General features: G+C 46.5%; 15 protein-coding genes. 11 read left to right on the top strand and 4 right to left on the bottom strand.

All coding sequences use genetic code 11. The annotated features are described in order from the left end of the window. A complete protein-coding gene (locus BMW94_RS18745; RefSeq protein ID WP_091000492.1) occupies positions 1 to 1,017 on the top strand; it encodes a hypothetical protein in 1,017 nt (338 codons plus the stop codon). 229 nt (positions 1,018 to 1,246) lie between these two features. After that, a complete protein-coding gene (locus BMW94_RS18740; protein ID WP_091000491.1) occupies positions 1,247 to 1,429 on the top strand; it encodes an aspartyl-phosphate phosphatase Spo0E family protein in 183 nt (60 codons plus the stop codon). 61 nt (positions 1,430 to 1,490) lie between these two features. Here the strand turns inward: BMW94_RS18740 and BMW94_RS18735 are convergent, their stop codons facing one another. Both BMW94_RS18735 and BMW94_RS18730 read right to left on the bottom strand, forming a co-directional pair. Continuing rightward, a complete protein-coding gene (locus BMW94_RS18735; protein WP_091000490.1) occupies positions 1,491 to 2,369 on the bottom strand; it encodes a carbohydrate ABC transporter permease in 879 nt (292 codons plus the stop codon). A gap of 12 nt (positions 2,370 to 2,381) precedes the next feature. Then, positions 2,382 to 3,239, bottom strand: coding sequence for an ABC transporter permease (locus BMW94_RS18730; protein WP_052016673.1), 858 nt, complete (start codon positions 3,237 to 3,239; stop codon positions 2,382 to 2,384). Between the two features lie 368 nt (positions 3,240 to 3,607). Between BMW94_RS18730 and BMW94_RS18725 the strand changes: the two genes are divergently transcribed. The 5 genes from BMW94_RS18725 (at position 3,608) to BMW94_RS18705 (ending at position 11,804) form a co-directional block, all read left to right on the top strand. Next, a complete protein-coding gene (locus BMW94_RS18725) occupies positions 3,608 to 5,368 on the top strand; it encodes a sensor histidine kinase (RefSeq protein WP_091000489.1) in 1,761 nt (586 codons plus the stop codon). After that, entirely contained in the window at positions 5,343 to 6,935 is a 1,593-nt protein-coding gene (locus BMW94_RS18720; RefSeq protein WP_175480759.1) for a response regulator transcription factor, read from the top strand. Before BMW94_RS18725 ends, BMW94_RS18720 begins: the two co-directional genes overlap by 26 nt. 99 nt (positions 6,936 to 7,034) lie before the next feature. Further along, positions 7,035 to 8,687: an extracellular solute-binding protein gene (locus BMW94_RS18715; RefSeq protein ID WP_091000487.1), complete on the top strand. Its 1,653-nt coding sequence runs from the start codon at positions 7,035 to 7,037 to the stop codon at positions 8,685 to 8,687. Positions 8,688 to 8,998: 311 nt separating this feature from the next. After that, positions 8,999 to 10,687 (top strand): DUF6138 family protein, encoded by a 1,689-nt coding sequence (locus BMW94_RS18710; protein WP_091000486.1) that lies wholly within the window; start codon positions 8,999 to 9,001, stop codon positions 10,685 to 10,687. A 70-nt stretch (positions 10,688 to 10,757) separates the two neighbouring features. Next, a complete protein-coding gene (locus BMW94_RS18705; protein ID WP_091000485.1) occupies positions 10,758 to 11,804 on the top strand; it encodes a hypothetical protein in 1,047 nt (348 codons plus the stop codon). Between the two features lie 154 nt (positions 11,805 to 11,958). On the opposite strand, the gene BMW94_RS18700 is transcribed toward BMW94_RS18705, so the two are convergent. Next, positions 11,959 to 13,062, bottom strand: a complete 1,104-nt coding sequence (locus BMW94_RS18700) for a stalk domain-containing protein (protein ID WP_091000484.1) — start codon at positions 13,060 to 13,062, stop codon at positions 11,959 to 11,961. 612 nt (positions 13,063 to 13,674) lie between these two features. Continuing rightward, positions 13,675 to 13,881 carry a hypothetical protein gene (locus tag BMW94_RS18690; protein WP_091000482.1) on the bottom strand — a complete coding sequence of 69 codons (207 nt, stop codon included), beginning with the start codon at positions 13,879 to 13,881 and terminating at the stop codon, positions 13,675 to 13,677. Positions 13,882 to 14,210: 329 nt separating this feature from the next. Here BMW94_RS18690 and BMW94_RS18685 point away from each other — a divergent pair, with 329 nt between their 5' ends. The 4 genes from BMW94_RS18685 (at position 14,211) to BMW94_RS18675 (ending at position 17,066) form a co-directional block, all read left to right on the top strand. Continuing rightward, positions 14,211 to 15,797 carry a copper amine oxidase N-terminal domain-containing protein gene (locus BMW94_RS18685; RefSeq protein WP_254790287.1) on the top strand — a complete coding sequence of 529 codons (1,587 nt, stop codon included), beginning with the start codon at positions 14,211 to 14,213 and terminating at the stop codon, positions 15,795 to 15,797. Continuing rightward, on the top strand, positions 15,761 to 15,844 hold the full coding sequence (locus tag BMW94_RS31335) for a hypothetical protein (protein WP_368086923.1): 84 nt from the start codon (positions 15,761 to 15,763) through the stop codon (positions 15,842 to 15,844). Before BMW94_RS18685 ends, BMW94_RS31335 begins: the two co-directional genes overlap by 37 nt. Before the next feature lie 308 nt (positions 15,845 to 16,152). After that, positions 16,153 to 16,605, top strand: coding sequence for a disulfide oxidoreductase (locus BMW94_RS18680; RefSeq protein WP_076291195.1), 453 nt, complete (start codon positions 16,153 to 16,155; stop codon positions 16,603 to 16,605). Positions 16,606 to 16,622: 17 nt separating this feature from the next. Further along, entirely contained in the window at positions 16,623 to 17,066 is a 444-nt protein-coding gene (locus tag BMW94_RS18675) for a FixH family protein (RefSeq protein ID WP_091000481.1), read from the top strand. Positions 17,067 to 17,086 lie beyond the last annotated feature (20 nt).

The raw sequence follows: 17,086 nt of genomic DNA, 5'->3' as shown, positions 1-17,086 counted from the left end.
ATGGGGAGCAAAATACTGCCGGATTGGATTCATTTTACACGGAGCAGGAATTCTTCATGTGAGCACATATCATGGGAAGGAGCGGGCTCTTATATAGATGCGATGTACCGAATTCTGGTGCATAAACAGTGGACAAATTTACCGCGTCACATGATTGCGGGCATGACTGCAAATGTGTTTCGTCTGGTGGTAGATCGGCGTCTAACGACAGAATCGATCTCAGCGTACAACTGGATGGCCGAAAACTTTGTAGCTGCTGATTTCATTGGCGTCACGACCGGACAACACGGGGGATTTTCGTTCGAGCCGACCTTTCCGCTCTATCAGAAGCATGCCCTGCTGGATATCAAAGCTTCCATTGACCGGGGTGTGGGCACTATTCTGTGGCATGATCAGTTTGTTATTTGTGCTGGATATGATGATGGGGAGCAGGTGCTGTTCATTTGTGAGACTCAAGAAAATGAAGTCATTCGTCTGCCCTATGATTCTTTTGGTCGGAACAGTACGCCTTATTGGTATTATCAGATTCTTGAATCTCATACAACCGTAGACGTATGGGAAGTGTGCAAGGAATCATTAATTCAGGCTGTGTACAAATGGGAAACTCATGATTATATGCTGCCTCCTCAGGATTACGCCTGTGGACCTGCTGCATATGCAGCCATTGCTGATGCCCTGCAATCTGGTGTATATGAAACCAATCAAGCTGCCATGGTTTTACGCTATTATGCTGATTCAAGAAAGGATATGGCCTCCTATGTTGCAGAGCTTGGACATTTGTCTAATCAGATGAATCATGTTGTGCAGGCGTACGCGTTACTCGCAGACCTATATGCTCAGATGATGGAGAAGGTTGAGGATTCAACAGCTTGGGATACGAAGCAACCAGGGCATGTGCTAAGGGTAATCCATCTGATTGAGCAAGCAGGGGAAACGGAACAGCGCGCCATTGATGCCATTAAACTGGCCTTCCCAGAGACGATTGGTAACCGTTTTGAGGATATTGGATTAAGATGAATGGACATCGCATGGGTACAAAAAATACCGGATAAGGCTGATAAGCCTATCCGGTATTTTTCGTATTTTACACCATCTGAGTCCATAGCTCATCCTTATTTCAACCTGTACAAGAAAAAATAACCATAAATTTGATTTTGGGGTAATGTGCAGCTCCCTTTGTTCCGAATATTATAATAGATGGTCTTTTTTGGATGAAGGATATTGAAGGACAACAGGGGGCGGGAGTATGGTGCATAATCCGGAAACCATTCAGGAATGTATCGAAAAGGCACGACAGAGGCTCTACCAGATTGCAAACGCTCATAAAGAACTGTGGCATCCGGAGGTCATTCGTCAATCGATGGTTCTGGATGAACTCATTAATCAATATAACCATGCCATTCGCGGAAAGACATCCCGAAGTAAATAACGGCGCGTTATAAACCTCGGGATGAAATCATGCGAATGCATTCAGTTTTAGTATACGAACCCTATTCTTTTACAGCCCCAAGCACAATTCCTTTGACAAAGAATCGCTGCAAGAATGGATACACGAGCAGGATTGGCAATGCCCCAATAAAAATCTGGGCTGCGTTAACGGTACGCTGCGACATGTTCTGAAGCTGCGTCGCATCGACATTCATATTGGAGAAATCCTGCTGCACGATAATGGTCTGCATTAACGTAGCGAGCGGATATTTGGATGCGTCATTCATATAGATCAACCCGTCGAACCAGGAATTCCACTGCCCCACCATGGTGAACAGGGAGATCGTAGCAATGGCCGGCATGGACACAGGCAGATAGATGCGGAACAATGTGGTGATATGGTTGGCACCATCGATGAATGCCGCTTCTTCGAGCTCTTTCGGCACGTTACGGAAGAAGTTCATCATGAGAATCAGGTTCCAGACCGCCACAGCGCCCGGTAAAATCAGAGCCCACAGGGTGTTGATTAGTCCCAGCTTTTGAATCAGGATATAGGACGGGATCAGTCCGCCGCTGAACAGCATCGTGAAGATGAAAAACCACGCATACAGTGAACGTCCCTTGAAATTCAGACTTTCCTTGGATAAAGGATATGCCGTCAGGATGACCAGCACCATACTGAGTAGCGTACCAAACACGGTACGTTGAACTGAGATCCAGAGGGCGCTGAGAAAGTTACTGTTACCAAACGTTTTGGTATAGGCGTCGACTGTAAAATCAATCGGCCAGAGCGTTACCAGATTGGCGGAAGCTGCCGCTTTACCGCTGAAGGAAACCGCCAGAATGTGGACAAGCGGCAGCACACACAGCAGCGAGACGGCCGCGATGAAGAACAGGTTGAAGCCGTTAAATATACGGTATCCGGTCGTTTTGTGATACACCTTAATTCCTCCTTAGAAAATGCGGTAATTAGCGATTTTGTAAGCCATCCGGTAGGCCGTAATAACGAGGAACATGGCAACAAAGGATTTAAACAAACCAACCGCAGTCGCAAAGCTCATTTTGCCATTCAAAATACCCATCCGGTAAACAAACGTGTCAATAATATCGCCTTTATCATATACAAGTGGATTGTACAGGTTGAAGATCTGGTCAAATCCAGCATTAAGAATATTCCCCAGTGAAAGTGTTCCCACCACAATGATCATCGGCACGAGTGCAGGCAGCGTAATGTGCAGGGTCTGCTTAAGCCGTGTTGCCCCGTCAACTTCGGAAGCCTCATACAGAGCAGGGTTAATACCCGCGAGAGCTGCAAGAAAGACAATGGTACCAAATCCGAATTCCTTCCATACATCACTAATGACTACGGTTACACGGAACCAGTCGCCATCTCCCAGAAAGAAGATTGGTTCAATGCCTACAGCCGCCAGCACCTGGTTAATCAGTCCGCCTTCGGGGGAAAGCATGTCTAGCAGGATGCCGCCCAGTACAACCCAAGACAGGAAGTGGGGCAGGTATACCAGCGTCTGTGAGAACCGTTTGAACGTGGAATTACGTACTTCATTCAGCAAAATGGCAAACACAACCGGGGCCACGAGTCCGGCCACAATTTTCATGGCAGCAATCAGCACGGTGTTCCAGATGACCTGAACACTGTCCGGATATTCGAACATGAATCGGAAGTTATCCCATCCTACCCATTTGGAGCCAGTGAATCCCAGCCATGGTTTGAAATCCTGAAAAGCAATAATAATGCCGCCCATAGGCACATAGGCGAACAGCAATGTGAGCAGTACCGAAGGCAGCAGCATCAGATGCAGCGGCCAATTGCGTTTGAAATTCCAGCGGGTACGTTTGCGTGGATTGTGTGTTGCCTGCCGCACCGGCGTATTGGTCGTTAGTGGTTGTTCCATAGCCATCAGGTCCCTCCTTTATATCGTCCAGCCTCTGCATAATGAGGCCAGTCAGCCTCTGCAAATAGTGGAGCAACTGAATTATAGCAATGGAAACGGGCGGGCTATAGAACAACATTTCAAGGCGGATGTTGATTTATTAACTTGTTGAAAACGTATACCGAATAGTGACTCATTTGAAATTTCAGTATAGATATGTAAGGGGTTTCAATATAAAATAGGACTTCGATGTGTATCTTTACTTTAATCCGGGACAGGGTGAAGCAATGAAATTTACAGTATTCTCAAAAACAGTTATGCTGCTGGTCTGCTTGCTGGTACCCATCTTGCTGCTCTATACCTACGCGAATCAGGCGAACGTGGACATGATCGTTGAGGAGAAGCAGCAGTCCAGCTTAAACCAGTTCAACTATTTTAGCTCTCAGGTGGATAAAAATATTGAGCAGCTCTCGCTTTATGGGCTGACTTTGCTGCGTGATCCAAGCATTCTACACTATCGTTACATGACAGAATCGACCAGCCAATATGAGAAAAACAGCATCTATCTCGATATTCTCGACAAATTGTCACTATACCAGTCCACCAGCCGTTGGAAGAACGATATTACCATTGTGCTGCCTCAGGCAGAGTTGGTATTGTCCACCATGTCCAACCGGACGGTCTTCAATGAGAAGATGCTGAAGTTTCCACAGCCAGGCCGATGGCAGTTGAACGAAGGCAGCTTCACTTATTTCTTTACGGATAACTACGAGTGGAATGAAAAACCTGTGACCACGGATGTACGAACGGTGATGGAGATTGATTTTGACCCGATGAACATTGTTGCCATGCTGGATGATTTCAAGGAGGCCCAGGGAGGAGATCCCTTTCTTCTCGTCCCTGGCAACGAGCCTCTGTTAAATCGGAGTGCGGACCCCGAGCTCGTGGAAGCCGTGATGAGGGACATGCCATTAACCCAACTGGATAGTGAAGGCAACCATCAGCTGGAGGTGGGGGGCAAGCAGTACTTGGTCAGTTATGTGCTCTCCAAACAACTAAACGGAATCTATGTTAACCCGGTTGTGCTGGATGATTTGCTTACGCCGATGGACAAGAGCCGAAATATGTTTATAACCTCGATTTTGCTGCTGCTCGTGCTCAGTATTGGCGCTGCCCTGTTGTTATACCGAAAGGTACAGGTGCCGATACAACGTCTGATGAGAGGGCTTCAGCAGATTCGCAAAGGACAGCTATCCACACGAATTCCGGTCGATCACTCCCGTGATGAATTCGCGTATCTAACTCAGAGCTTCAATCACATGGCCGAGCAGATTCAGGAGCTGATCGAAAAAGTATACGAGGAACGCATTCGCTCGCGGGAAGCGACGTTGAAGCATCTGCAATCACAGATCAATCCTCATTTCCTGTACAATTGTCTGTTTTATATTAAAAATATGACACAGCTCGGGAACCGTGAAGCGGTTATTGCCATGTCGCTCAGCCTGGGAGATTATTATCGCTACATCACACGTGATGAGAACGATATGACGACCGTGGAAGAGGAAATTCGGCTGCTGGACAATTATTTGTCCATCCAACAGATGCGCACCAACCGTTTGTCGTATGAGATCGCCGTACCGCAAGAACTGATGCAGCAGCACATTCCAAGGCTGCTGATCCAGCCTATCGTGGAGAATGCAGTCGTTCATGGCATCGAACCGATGGAGGGCAGCGGTCACATTGTGGTTACAGGCATGGCAGTACAAGAACAAATCGATGGTAGGGAATACACTCGATACAGTCTGTTTGTCGATAACGACGGTGTTACTTTGACGGAGGAAGAGATTGCCGGTCTGGAGCGTGAAATCAATGAACCGATGGGTGAAGAAATTGGCACGGGTACCTGGAATGTACACCAACGGCTCGTTACGCGATATGGTCATTCTTCAGGGCTTCATTTTGGAGTGATCCCTTATGGGGGTCTCAGTGTGGAAATACGATGGTTTGAGGAGGAATACCCTAATGATGAATCTAATGGTCGTGGATGATGAACATTCAGCGGTGGAATCGATTGCAGCCTCCATACCTTGGAGGGAACATGGGATTGGACACGTATATAAGGCGTACTCGGTGAAAGAGGCATTGCAGCAAATGGCAGCACATCAGGTCCATATTATCATCACCGATATTCGTATGCCGGGCTTGTCCGGTCTGGATCTGGTGAGTCATATTCGGCAAAAGTGGGAACGGACCAAATGTATCATTTTATCCGGACATGCGTCCTTTGATTATGCGAAGCAGGCACTCCGTCATGGAACAGTGAGTTATCTGCTGAAGCCCGTGCGCGATGAGGAGCTGATCGAAGCCGTGCAGCAGGCCTCCGTCCAGATTCGGCTGGAGGGAGAGAAACAGTTGATGCACCAGCGCGCCATGTATTCGGTGAGGGAACATTTACCGGAGAAGCGGGCGGGATTAATGAAGGATGTGCTGCTTGGACATAAATTTGCAGAGAGCGAGCTTGTGGAAAAGCTGGAGCAATTGGAGATTGGATTCCGTCCCCAGGATAAAATGCAGCTGCTGCTCATCCGCTATGATGACCCACAGCCAACAAACAAGGCATTCCGTCTGATGAAATACGCCATCTCTAACGTCGTGGAAGAAATCTTTGGCAGCAGTTATCATCTCTGCCATACGGACGATGCGTATGATGATCTCGTTTTCATGGCAAGTGCAAAACAGGCACAGTCTGAACCAGAGCTGCTGATGGGACGGCTCGGAGAACGGCTGCTTCACAGTGTGAAGCAGTATTTAAACGCGACGATTTCACTGTCAGTCAGCCGGATAGGCCGTTTTCCGGATCAGGTTCCACAATTATATCATCAGGCTGTAAGTGCCTTGCGCAAGCAGGGGGAAGCGGGTAAAGGACTGCATCTCAATGCGGCTGCCGGCTCCCATGGAGCAACTTTGAAATCACTTGCAGCGCTCTATGAGCCACCCGGATTGACCGCACTGCTGGAAGCAGGACGGATGGAGGACGCGAGTCGCAAGATTGATGCGATTTTTGCCGAGTTATCGGATAGTGTGTTCCCGGAGCATGTCTATGTTGCTTTTCACTATCTTGCAGCCGCGTTCTCATACATGGCTCATCGGGAGGGCAGACAGTTGTCTGATGTCCTTGGTGAGCAGTATCAGCAATTGTTGAAGGATGGTTACGGTGTGTCACTTCGCAGTCTGGAAGCATGGACCCGGAGTGTGATGGAACAATGGGCTCTAAGCACAACCGATACGGGCCAGGAAAGTGGATCGAACATGATCAGACAGGTCCAACAATGGATCGACCATCATCTGGGTGAAGATCTTTCCTTGCAGGTTATTGCAGGTGAGGTACATCTGCACCCGGTATATTTGTCCAAAATGTATAAACAATCAACGGGTGAAGGCATCAGTGATTACATTATCCGTTCCCGGATGGAACGTGCTGTTCACTTGCTGAAGCACACAGCTATGAAGATTTATGAAGTCGGCCAGGAAGTGGGATATAACAATACCCCTTATTTCATTCAAGTCTTCCGCAAACATTATGGCCTGACCCCGCAGGATTTTCGGAACGGTTAACAAATCAATATGAACATTGAAATTGTGATATATTTTTGCTTCCCCGGCTGCACTATCCTTTTCATGTAAGGGTATTCAAAGTGATTGAGGAGGGGTTTCATGTATAGAAAAATGATGACTGCATTGCTTGCACTGACGATGGTTGCCGTAACGGCTTGCAGTTCGGGGGCAAAGGAAGAACCATCCAAGGAAGCGGCTGCGCCACTTGCACTGCAAGACGGTAAGTATGAACCTGCGGTTCAGATGAGCTACTTGCGAGCCTGGAATGATGATACAAAGTTTAAGAATGGAGAAACTGCACAGAACAACGTGCACACCAAATGGGCCAAAGAACGTTTGGGTATCGACCTGACCACGCCTTGGGCTGTGTCCGTGACCAATGATGCTTTTTACACGAAGCTTCGTCTCTCCCTGTCGGCTAACGAAGAGCTGCCGGATATCGTCTCCATCCGTGGGGACTACAATCTGGTGCGTGAGTTGATTGAGTCGGGTAAATTCTCCGATGCAGGTGAACTGTTCGACAAGTATGCATCCGACACATGGAAAGGGGCTGCTGAATCCGCACCGGAAGAGTGGTACCCGTACATGTATGAAGGTAAACGGTATGGTATTCCGATTTTCGATTATGCCTACAATGGCGACCCTGTTATGTTTATCCGTGAAGACTGGCTGAAGAAGCTGGGATTGAAAGAACCCAAAACAATTGATGAGCTCGTGACGGTGATGGATGCATTTACGAATCAGGACCCGGATGGTAACGGTAAAAAGGATACGTACGGTCTGACGGTCGGCATGAAAAATGCCCTCAATACCTGGATGACTGAATCCGGCTGGATCTTCGGCATGTATAACACGATGCCAGGACAGTGGAACCTGAATGCAGAAGGAACACTGGAATACGGCTCGGTTCAACCGGGTGTAAAAGAAGGACTTGCAACGATGAAAGACTGGTTGTCCAAAGGTTATCTGCCGAAGGAAGCCGGCGTATATGATGAGATTAAGGCGGCTGAATTGTTTACAGCAGGCAAAGCGGGAATCATTGTGGGACCACACTGGATGCCGAATTGGCCGATCGATGATGTGAAGAAAAATGTGGACGGCGCTACCTACAAAGCTATTGCCCTGCCAACCGGACCGACTGGCGAGAGCCATCACCACGGTTCAGGTGCCAGCAACGGGGTTGTGTTGATCAACAAGGATATGGCAAACCCAGAAATTTTCTTCACGTATCAAAATTATTTGTTCGATAACTTCGCTAATCCAGAAGTGGGTGGGGAGTTCGAACATGGCTTCGCCCAAGGATATGACTTTGATATCGTAGATGGTAAAGTGCTTGGTGAAGCTGAAGTGAAAGATGGGGTATCCCCCCTCAAATACACAATTACGTATGACGGTGCACGGATTCCGAACCTGATGATGGATACGTTGGCAGAACTGGCTACAGGCAAGGAGCCTGAAACACCTTTTGAGAAAAATACGAAAATTGCCAACAAACCTGAAGTGTTCGCTGCGGCTCAAGTCGTGGTCGCTCATAAGGATGATGCCATCAAGAACAAATTCACGGGTGCACCGACGGATACGATGAAGATGAAAAAAGATGCACTCGACAAGTTGGAGAAAGATACGTTCAGCAAAATCATTTATGGTCAGATTGGCATCGATGAATTCGACGCGTTCGTAACGAAGTGGAAATCCATGGGCGGCGATCAAATCACAACGGAAGTCAATGAATGGTTCAAAACAGTTAATTAATACCGTGAATGGTTTACGAGATGAATCATACTAAAGTAATAAAGAAGGAAGACGTATTTCGCAAAAACACCGGATTTGGGCGGGAAATCGCCTGAATCCGGTGTTTTTGTTTTGTGTGCAGGGATACATAGAAGTGTAAGGGAGAGTTTATCCATTCATTTCTCGACGTACAACCGTGCGTAAGACTTATTGTTTCACTGATACGTGAGAGAGTAAGATAATAGGTAATATACGAACATCAATACGTATTTTTAACATTTTAGCATAGATGGTTTGAGGAATGATCTGATAAATGGGAAGGCGGTCGAAGCATGAGTACATTCTATGATCAGGCAATGGAAGAAATGATTGCGGTCATTGAAGAATGGTTTAATGAACAGATGAAGCGGGATGACCTGGAAAAGGTTGTGGAGCGAACAACGCTGCAAATGGGGATCTTTAATGATATTTTGCTGGATTACAGACCTGGACGGACCACGGTAGACAGTGTGGATCTTGGATTGGATGAGGGATTGAAATCGAAGAATCCCGGTCCCTTTACGGAGGAACAGGTGCGGAATGAAATCCAGCCCAAACTTGTAGAAGTGATTCAAGAGAAATTGGACAAGCTGGTGGATACACCGTTGATCGACTATCGGTTTACCTTTCGCGGGAAATTTCCAACGACAGAAGGAAAGCTGCAAGTGACCATGCTCGAATATATCAACGAAGAGAAAAGGCAGCAGTTGCTTGAGCGCATTCATACATATGTAGACCAGAAGCTGCTGAAAGGTTCATATCCAACAAAGCCGTTGGAATCCTTTTTTTTGACGCGTCACCTGCTTGACCCGAAATTGTTCCCTGAACCGGACGTAGCGTGGACTATAGCGCAATATGATCGTATTCAGGAGTTAAATAAAGGGCGTCAGGAAGCCCTGGCGGAGCATCGTGGTGACATTATCCGTGCGATAACGTCTTGGGCGGAGAATCATTTTTTGCCACGCTACTTTGATGTACAGCCTTCTGCATACAGCGCCAATGTATATACACGTAAGCCAGGTGCTTCTTTGGAGGAGGACCAGCCACAGAGTGAGCATAGGCAGCAGGTGGCACAGCCTATTGATCTGCTGCTGTATGCAGCCGTGATGATTCTTCGTTATGAGCCTAGTTACAGTAAACCGAAAGGCCTTACTTTCTTGGAACTGGCCAAACAATTGGGTAGTAGCCGTGCGGTTCGTATGATGACGGAAGGTAGCGGAACCTATGTCGAGGAAGATATTCATGTGAAAAATGAGCAGGTGGAATGCACAGCCAACGATGTGTTCTCGATCATTACCGTCATTATTCGCAAGGAAGAAGCAGCTGCCTATGAACAGGCCATTGCTTTTATCACCCGTTTGCTGAAGCAGGGCTTCCCCAAAAGTTACAAGATCAAGCTCAAATCCAGCGTGAAGCAGTATCTGCCGATTAAAGGGCTTGCGAAGTCGGATACGCATCGATTTTTCGCAAACCTACTTGAGTACCCGGAGCTGCATCCGCTGCTGGAAGAATATGCACGTGAGGCTATCGCAGAGTTCGAATTTTATGCGGATACAGAGGGTGAAAAGAACTGTATGCCAGGCAGTTATGCAACCTTCGGACTTGGATTGGCAGATGAGCGGTATTTCCCGTTGGTTGAATATTATATGGGTGAAGTGGATGATGAGCACCAGTTGGTACAGGATAAATTCACCGTTGCCTTTGCTGAGACACAGGGTGTAACGGACGGTTCCATACCTGCATTAGTTGCCTGCCTGCGTCGTTCTACGGATTCCCTGAAGCTGAAGATCCAACCAGAGCTGGAGAATGAGGAGAAGCTTCAACTTCTGGTCCAATCGTTGCAAGGAATGGAAACCTATGAAGTGGAGCGTGCGCTGTATCCGATCTGGGGCAAGATGGAGAAACTTGCAACGCTGGCACGCAAGGCCGAGGGAAGACGGAAAGAATTACTGTTAGAGCTGTTAAAGGCCGCAGGGAAATAAGGATATGCCCGTTAGGGCTTTATAAAGGTTAATGTGATGTAAGAGGATACAAGTAAAGGTGGATGAGTATATGGGGCCATTGAATCGAGATGCATGGAAAGGGCTGTCTGCTCAGGAAAAAGAGGAACTGTTGCGAGGGATGGTCAGTCATTTTCCAACAGATATGAAGTATGAAGGTTTGGAGACATTTGAACGATTCGGTCAGCGAATCGAGACAGGTGTATTTTCGTATGATGAGCAGCGATTTGTGTTTGTGCCTGGCGATCGGGTGACACTCGGATGGGATCGCTGGCAGGATGGGATGAACGAAGAAACGTCAGCCGATTTATTAGAGACGGTCAGTGAGTATGGTGTGGAGGATGTGGATTCTTTTTTAAGCAGCCAGATGTCTCCGGTTAGAGACGTGCACATTGCTCCCATGTTGGTGGAGTGCAGCAGCCATTCCCTTGGTTGGATTGAAGTGACGGAAGCTGAAGCGATGGCGCAGGAAACTGCCTATTTTGCTGAAGATTTGGAGAAATTTAAGCTGTCCGATCTGAATCAGTATGAGCTTCATCAAGAGTTCCGTCTGGTTCGTCAAGGTGAGGCAGTACAGATATTTTGGTTCAATGAAGATTTGACGTTGGAGTATTTCATCGAGGAAGAAGCAAAAGTGGGTTTTAGTTTGCTTACTGAAGATGAGTGGGAGTATCTGTACGGAGGGGGCTGCCGCACGTTATTTCCATGGGGAGACAGCTTCGACTATACGATGAAATTGAAGCATTTTGGAAGCCTCGAAGAGGTGGAGGGAATTGTGGATGAATCGATAGAGCCGGACCCTTCCCTATTCGTCGAGAATGACCGTCCGTATGATTTGGAGCTGCCCAACTTTTTTGGTGTCCAGTTTGCTGGAGATCCCTATAATTATGAGCTTACGCTTGATGGATCTGGAAACCTGATGCCCAAAGGTGGCGACGGTGGCGCGATGATCTGTGGTGGCATGGGACCGTTGGTCGGCTTCCTACCGGCTGCGGCTGTATACTATCGTGATGGTAATGCAGGTGAGTTGGACTGGGAGGATATGATCGATTACATGAACTATCGGAGAGTGATTCGTTTAGCGGATTTATCGGTATGATCATATTGCAGAAAGAGGCAACAGCAATTTTAAACGAACCATCCTTGAGCAGCTGAGGATATTTATAGCCGTTAGTGGTATTAATACAAAACACACATCAGATCTGCTTTCATCGGAAGGGCAGAATGATGTGTGTTTTATATGTCGATTTATTTTATTTCACTTTTTGCACAGATACAGCCATTTGCTCCAGCTGTGTATGAGTCAATGCATTATTTGCCGAGCTAAGGGTCACATAGCGATCATCCAGTTTGAATGTCAGCATGTCGGTTTGATCCGGTGTGTACCATTTGGCGGTAACTCCGTTGGGCAATTTAACATTTTTGCCATCATAGCTGAAGGAGTAGTCTTTAGGCGACACCGTGACATTCATGTGATTGAAGACAAAGTTTACACCATCGCCACCAGCAGCCACACTTTTGAATGAATCTCCTGCAATCATGTGTTGTGGTGCGTAAGCAGTCTCGAATCCTTGAAATTTCGCAAAGGCTTTGCGGATGGCAGCTGACTGTTCTTGGGTATATTTCACATCAGCGAAGCCCGTAACGCCCTGATCATTACCTTGAACCTTTTGCACAGATACAGCTACTTGCTGCAACTGAGCCTGAGACAGCTTATGGTCAGGTGAGCTTATTGTGACATAACGATCATCCAGTTTGAATGTGAGCATACCCGTTTGATCCGGTGTGTACCACTTGGCTGTAACGCCATTGGACAGTTTTACATCTTTGCCATTGTAACCGTCCGAATAATCTCTTGGAGACACATCCACTTTCATATGATTGAAAGTAAAGCTTACTCCATCGCCGCCAGCGCCTACACTTTTGAACGTATCACCTGCAATCATCTGCTCAGGAGCGTATGCTGTCTCGAAGCCATCGAACTGTGCAAATGCCTTTTGAATGGCTTCTTTTTGCGCTGCGCTATAGGTTACATTGTTCAATGTGGAAGGATTGCTTGGAGCTTCTCCGATGATCACCTGTCCTTTTTTACCGTCATACGATACAGGTACATGCAGCGCATCAGCAATGGCACGTACAGGCAGATAAGTTGAATTGTTGTAAGTGATTGGAGCCAGTTTGTTGCCGTTGCCATCCGTTGGTGAGTACGCCGCACCGTCTACATTGAAGCTGATCCCATGGTTGAGGTATGCCGAGATTTTCTCCAGTTGAGTACCTGCGAATACGCCCGTTGCTCCTGTTAATGTCATGCCCAGTACCATCATCGTTGCTGCGGATTTCTTGAAGTTTTTCTTCATGTGTATAACTCTCCTTTAGTTTATATAAGTTGATTTGGGGGATTTACACCTTACCACTCCTAGTGCAGTACCAACTTCCGATCGCTCTTACCCCCAGATTTTCTTGAGTCCTTTTATAAGGGGAAAATCCGGGGATAAAGGCGAAGCCTATGCTTCCGAAGAAGCTTTCTTACAGAAAGCTTTTAGCTACGCTTCTTCAGATTGGTTCTGCCCTCTCCGTTATGGTGTAAAAGTCAGATTCAACTTATATATTGTGTTTTTTATAAATGGCTTGCTGTCCTTATGGCTTTATATTACCCGCTGAACATATCCAGAATAATTCTGAATTATCTCCAACTTGTAAACATGTGTAAGGATCTTGGCATTTGGAATTTGTTATTTACAGAGAGAGAATTAGAAGAGATTTCAGCTGACTTTGAGCAGGGATATACACAGGAAGGTAATTCTTTCAGCAGGAGAGGTCTTTATGAACAAATGCATGTGTGGGTGGTACGTGGACTATTAGCTATCATAAGAGAGAAAGGAATGGTTCGCCAAACCATCCCATATGTACAACGAAACCTTGAACTACTGGAAAAGTTCAGACATGTACTTTGCAGAGATTGAGGCTATTCAGTTCACTAAATAAAGGACGAAACCGCCTATGCCGAGAACGATGGCACCAACGTATACATAGGTAAGTTTGCTCAGATTTTGCCTGGTCCTGCGATCATACTCGGGGTTGCTGGTCTGATTCGCTTTCGAATTCCCGATCATCATTGTAGCAATTCCACCAAACAGGGCAATGCCAACAATTAAAATATAGGGCAGCAATGTCATGCGATGACCTCCTTCATTGAAATCAATCGTTCTGTTCATTGTACTTCAAGTTCACCTTGGATGTAAGCTTTTATTGATAAATAAAGGAAAATAAAGTTCTTCACTTACAGTATGTATGCAGTGCTAAATGGAGCAGATCACTATAATTTTAAAATTTTAAATTTGAGATAAACCTTGTTGTGGCGCGCATTTGCGGCTTTCCTAAGCGGAGGCTGCAATTTTTTTTGCCCAGAGAGGTGATCCAGATTGAAGAACCCTGCGTTACACCCTATGAAGACGACGACGAGGAAACAAAGGATAAACAAAACTAACCGAGGAGTGAACACGTAATGAAAATGAAAATGAAGAAATTTATCGCACCGATGCTGAGCTTGACGTTATTGATGCCAGGAATCGCCGGGGCTGCTGCAGCACCACAGACACCGATGACTACAATGAAAGCAAGTGTCAATACACCTGCTGCTGACCTGAGAGCGAACCTGGATCACCTGTTATCCGAACACTTTGCACTCGCAGTAACCGCAATGGCGAAGGCATATGACGGAGCAAAAGATGCAGACGCAGCTTACAAAGCACTCGACCAAAATGCATTGGATATGCAGCCGGCAATCGCTTCCCTTTACGGTGATGCAGGAGCCAAAGAATTCGAACGTATCTTCCGCGCTCATAACAAATATACAGATGATCTTGTGAAAGCAACTAAAATGGGCAACCAGGCTGGAATCAAACAGGCACAGGATAATATCAACGGTTTTGTAGAAGAATTCTCTACATTCCTCAGCACCGCAACGGAAGGCAAATTGCCAAAAGCAGCAGCCAAAAATGCGTTGAAAGTACATGAAGATCTCGTGCAAAAAGTATTTGATGAATATGTAGCAGGTCACTACACCGATGCATACAAAGCTTACCGTGAAGGTTTCAAAGAAATGTTCGATGTGAGTAAAGCACTTTCCACAGCAATCACAACACAAATGCCTGAGAAATTCGAGAACAGCAAAGCGGATACACCAGCAGTTGATCTGAGATCTGCACTGAACCACTTGGCTTCCGAGCACTTCGCACTGTCGGCTCTGCAAATGCAAGAGCAGTATGATGGCCGCACAGCAGCATCCAATGCACTGGTTACAGCTGAAGCTGGCAACACAGCGGATTTCAAGGCAGCGATTGCTTCCATTTACGGTAATGACGGTGCCAATGCGTTCGAGAAAATTTGGGTAACCAACCACGTGAATGCACAAAGCGACTATGTAACAGCTGTTAAAAACAATGATGCAACGGCTCGTGCAGCTGTCGAGAAACGTATTGATGGATTCACAACGGAGTTCGCGACATTCCTGGATTCCGCAACAGCGGGTAACCTGCCAAAAGCTGCAGGACAACAAGCATTGACTACACATGAGAAGCAAGTACAACAAGTATTGGATCAATACGCTGCGGCTAACTACGAAGGTTCGTACACAACCAACCGTGAAGGATTCAAAGTTATGTTTGGTGTAGGTCAAGCCCTGGGTAATGCAATTGTGACTCAATTCAATGATAAATTCCAAGAGCAACCTTCTACACCGACAATGCCCGAAACAAGTACAACAACTGTATGGATGCAGCTGAACAGCAAAATGCTGAAAATCAATGACAAAATAACCAACATGGACACCACGCCAATGCTTTGGAAAAACACCACCTACATTCCACTGCGCTTCTTGAGCGAAGGGATTGGTGCAACCGTGAAGTGGGATAAAAAAGCACAACAAGTAACGGTAATGGCTGGCAATGATACATTGAAGTTCTGGGTGAACAACAACGTTATGGAAGTGAACGGCATGAAAAAAATGTGGGCGCAACGGTCTTTGTTAACAAAGATGGACGTACGCAAGTGCCACTGCGTTTCATCGCTGAGCTTCTTGGCTGGGATGTAAAATGGACTCAAAAAGATGGCTCCATCACACTGATTAAATCCATGTAATCACTATCTATAAAAGAAGAACGAAAAGAGCTGCCCTATACGGCAGCTTTTTTCATTTTCATTTCAGTGCCTATACCTCACCTTACTTGGTGAACCTGCAATCCAATTTGCATCACATGGACATAAAAAGACCACATCAAAATATTCAAATATTTGGTATAATCAAGGGAGTCAGCAACCTCGCCGCAACGTATAATTGATTACGGTACGGTGGTGGACTGTACATAATCGGAATCACTAGCCCGTTGGAGTCATGTATGTTGTATTATTATTCGGTATGATCAAACAAGAAAAGGGGGTTCAAGCGGATGGACACAGCTTCAAAGCCTGAGCGACGGGCAAAACATATTGATACCCGTCTGTTTATTGCCTGGGCCGTATCAGTCATTGCGACTGGAGGCAGCCTTTATTTTAGTGAGATTAAGGGATACATCCCCTGTGATCTGTGCTGGTTCCAACGGATCTTCATGTATCCGTTAACGATTTTATTGGGCATTGCCTACTTCAAGGATGACGTGGGAATCACCAAGTATGTTCTTCCGCTTAGTTTCATTGGAGGCGGAATTTCGTTATACCATGTAACGATTCAGCGTATTTACTCGGCTACAGGCAGTTCAGTGGCATGCGGCCAAATTCCGTGTTATACCGATTATTTGAACTGGTTTGGTTTTATCACGATTCCGTTACTTGCACTGATCGCATTTATCATCATTATTGTTATGCTGTGGGGAATTGGCAAAACACCAAAATCTTCTTCATAAGAAAGGACAGATGATTGATGAGCGGACAAGTCCGTTGGTTCATGCCCTTCATCATTCTGATCCTCCTGACTGCGGGATGCTCCTATGAGGAGCAGTCCCAGTCTGGTGAGATGCCGGAGATGATCAAAGTACAGCTTGTGGTCCCTGACGATGCGCCTCTACATAAGCCCGTTACTTTGCAGGTGAAGCTCACTCAGGGTGATGTCCCGGTAAGCAATGCAGATCAAGTTCAATTCCAGATCTGGAATGAGCTTGAGGATGCCCCAGCAGTCTCGCCTGAACTAGGAATGATGACAGAGGATAAGCTGGAGGAACAAGGCGCCTTGAAGGCAAGCGAGGTTGAGGGTGGTCTGTATGAGGTGCAGTATACATTTGAGCAGGCAGGTACGTATGTGGTTCAGGTCCATGTGACACATGGGGCCATGCACAGTATGCCCAGAGCGAAGATCCAGGCGGAGTAAAGAGTAGACGGTCGGGGGAT

It is taken from the genome of Paenibacillus sp. OK003, from assembly GCF_900109515.1.
Lineage (GTDB): Bacteria > Bacillota > Bacilli > Paenibacillales > Paenibacillaceae > Paenibacillus > Paenibacillus marchantiae.
Note: the sequence above shows the minus strand (reverse complement) of the source record. Positions and strands in the feature narration are given on the sequence as shown.

What these genes read in the sequence shown, in the direction of transcription:
- BMW94_RS18685 (WP_254790287.1), top strand. Translation starts at nt 14,211, where the DNA reads ATGAAAATGAAAATGAAGAAATTTATCGCACCGATGCTGAGCTTGACG.
- BMW94_RS18720 (WP_175480759.1), top strand. Translation starts at nt 5,343, where the DNA reads ATGATGAATCTAATGGTCGTGGATGATGAACATTCAGCGGTGGAATCG.
- BMW94_RS18740 (WP_091000491.1), top strand. Translation starts at nt 1,247, where the DNA reads ATGGTGCATAATCCGGAAACCATTCAGGAATGTATCGAAAAGGCACGA.
- BMW94_RS18715 (WP_091000487.1), top strand. Translation starts at nt 7,035, where the DNA reads ATGTATAGAAAAATGATGACTGCATTGCTTGCACTGACGATGGTTGCC.
- BMW94_RS18730 (WP_052016673.1), bottom strand. Translation starts at nt 3,239, where the DNA reads ATGCTGCTGCCTTCGGTACTGCTCACATTGCTGTTCGCCTATGTGCCT.
- BMW94_RS18700 (WP_091000484.1), bottom strand. Translation starts at nt 13,062, where the DNA reads ATGAAGAAAAACTTCAAGAAATCCGCAGCAACGATGATGGTACTGGGC.
- BMW94_RS18725 (WP_091000489.1), top strand. Translation starts at nt 3,608, where the DNA reads ATGAAATTTACAGTATTCTCAAAAACAGTTATGCTGCTGGTCTGCTTG.
- BMW94_RS18705 (WP_091000485.1), top strand. Translation starts at nt 10,758, where the DNA reads ATGGGGCCATTGAATCGAGATGCATGGAAAGGGCTGTCTGCTCAGGAA.
- BMW94_RS18675 (WP_091000481.1), top strand. Translation starts at nt 16,623, where the DNA reads ATGAGCGGACAAGTCCGTTGGTTCATGCCCTTCATCATTCTGATCCTC.
- BMW94_RS18710 (WP_091000486.1), top strand. Translation starts at nt 8,999, where the DNA reads ATGAGTACATTCTATGATCAGGCAATGGAAGAAATGATTGCGGTCATT.
- BMW94_RS18690 (WP_091000482.1), bottom strand. Translation starts at nt 13,881, where the DNA reads ATGACATTGCTGCCCTATATTTTAATTGTTGGCATTGCCCTGTTTGGT.
- BMW94_RS18745 (WP_091000492.1), top strand. Translation starts at nt 1, where the DNA reads ATGGGGAGCAAAATACTGCCGGATTGGATTCATTTTACACGGAGCAGG.
- BMW94_RS18680 (WP_076291195.1), top strand. Translation starts at nt 16,153, where the DNA reads ATGGACACAGCTTCAAAGCCTGAGCGACGGGCAAAACATATTGATACC.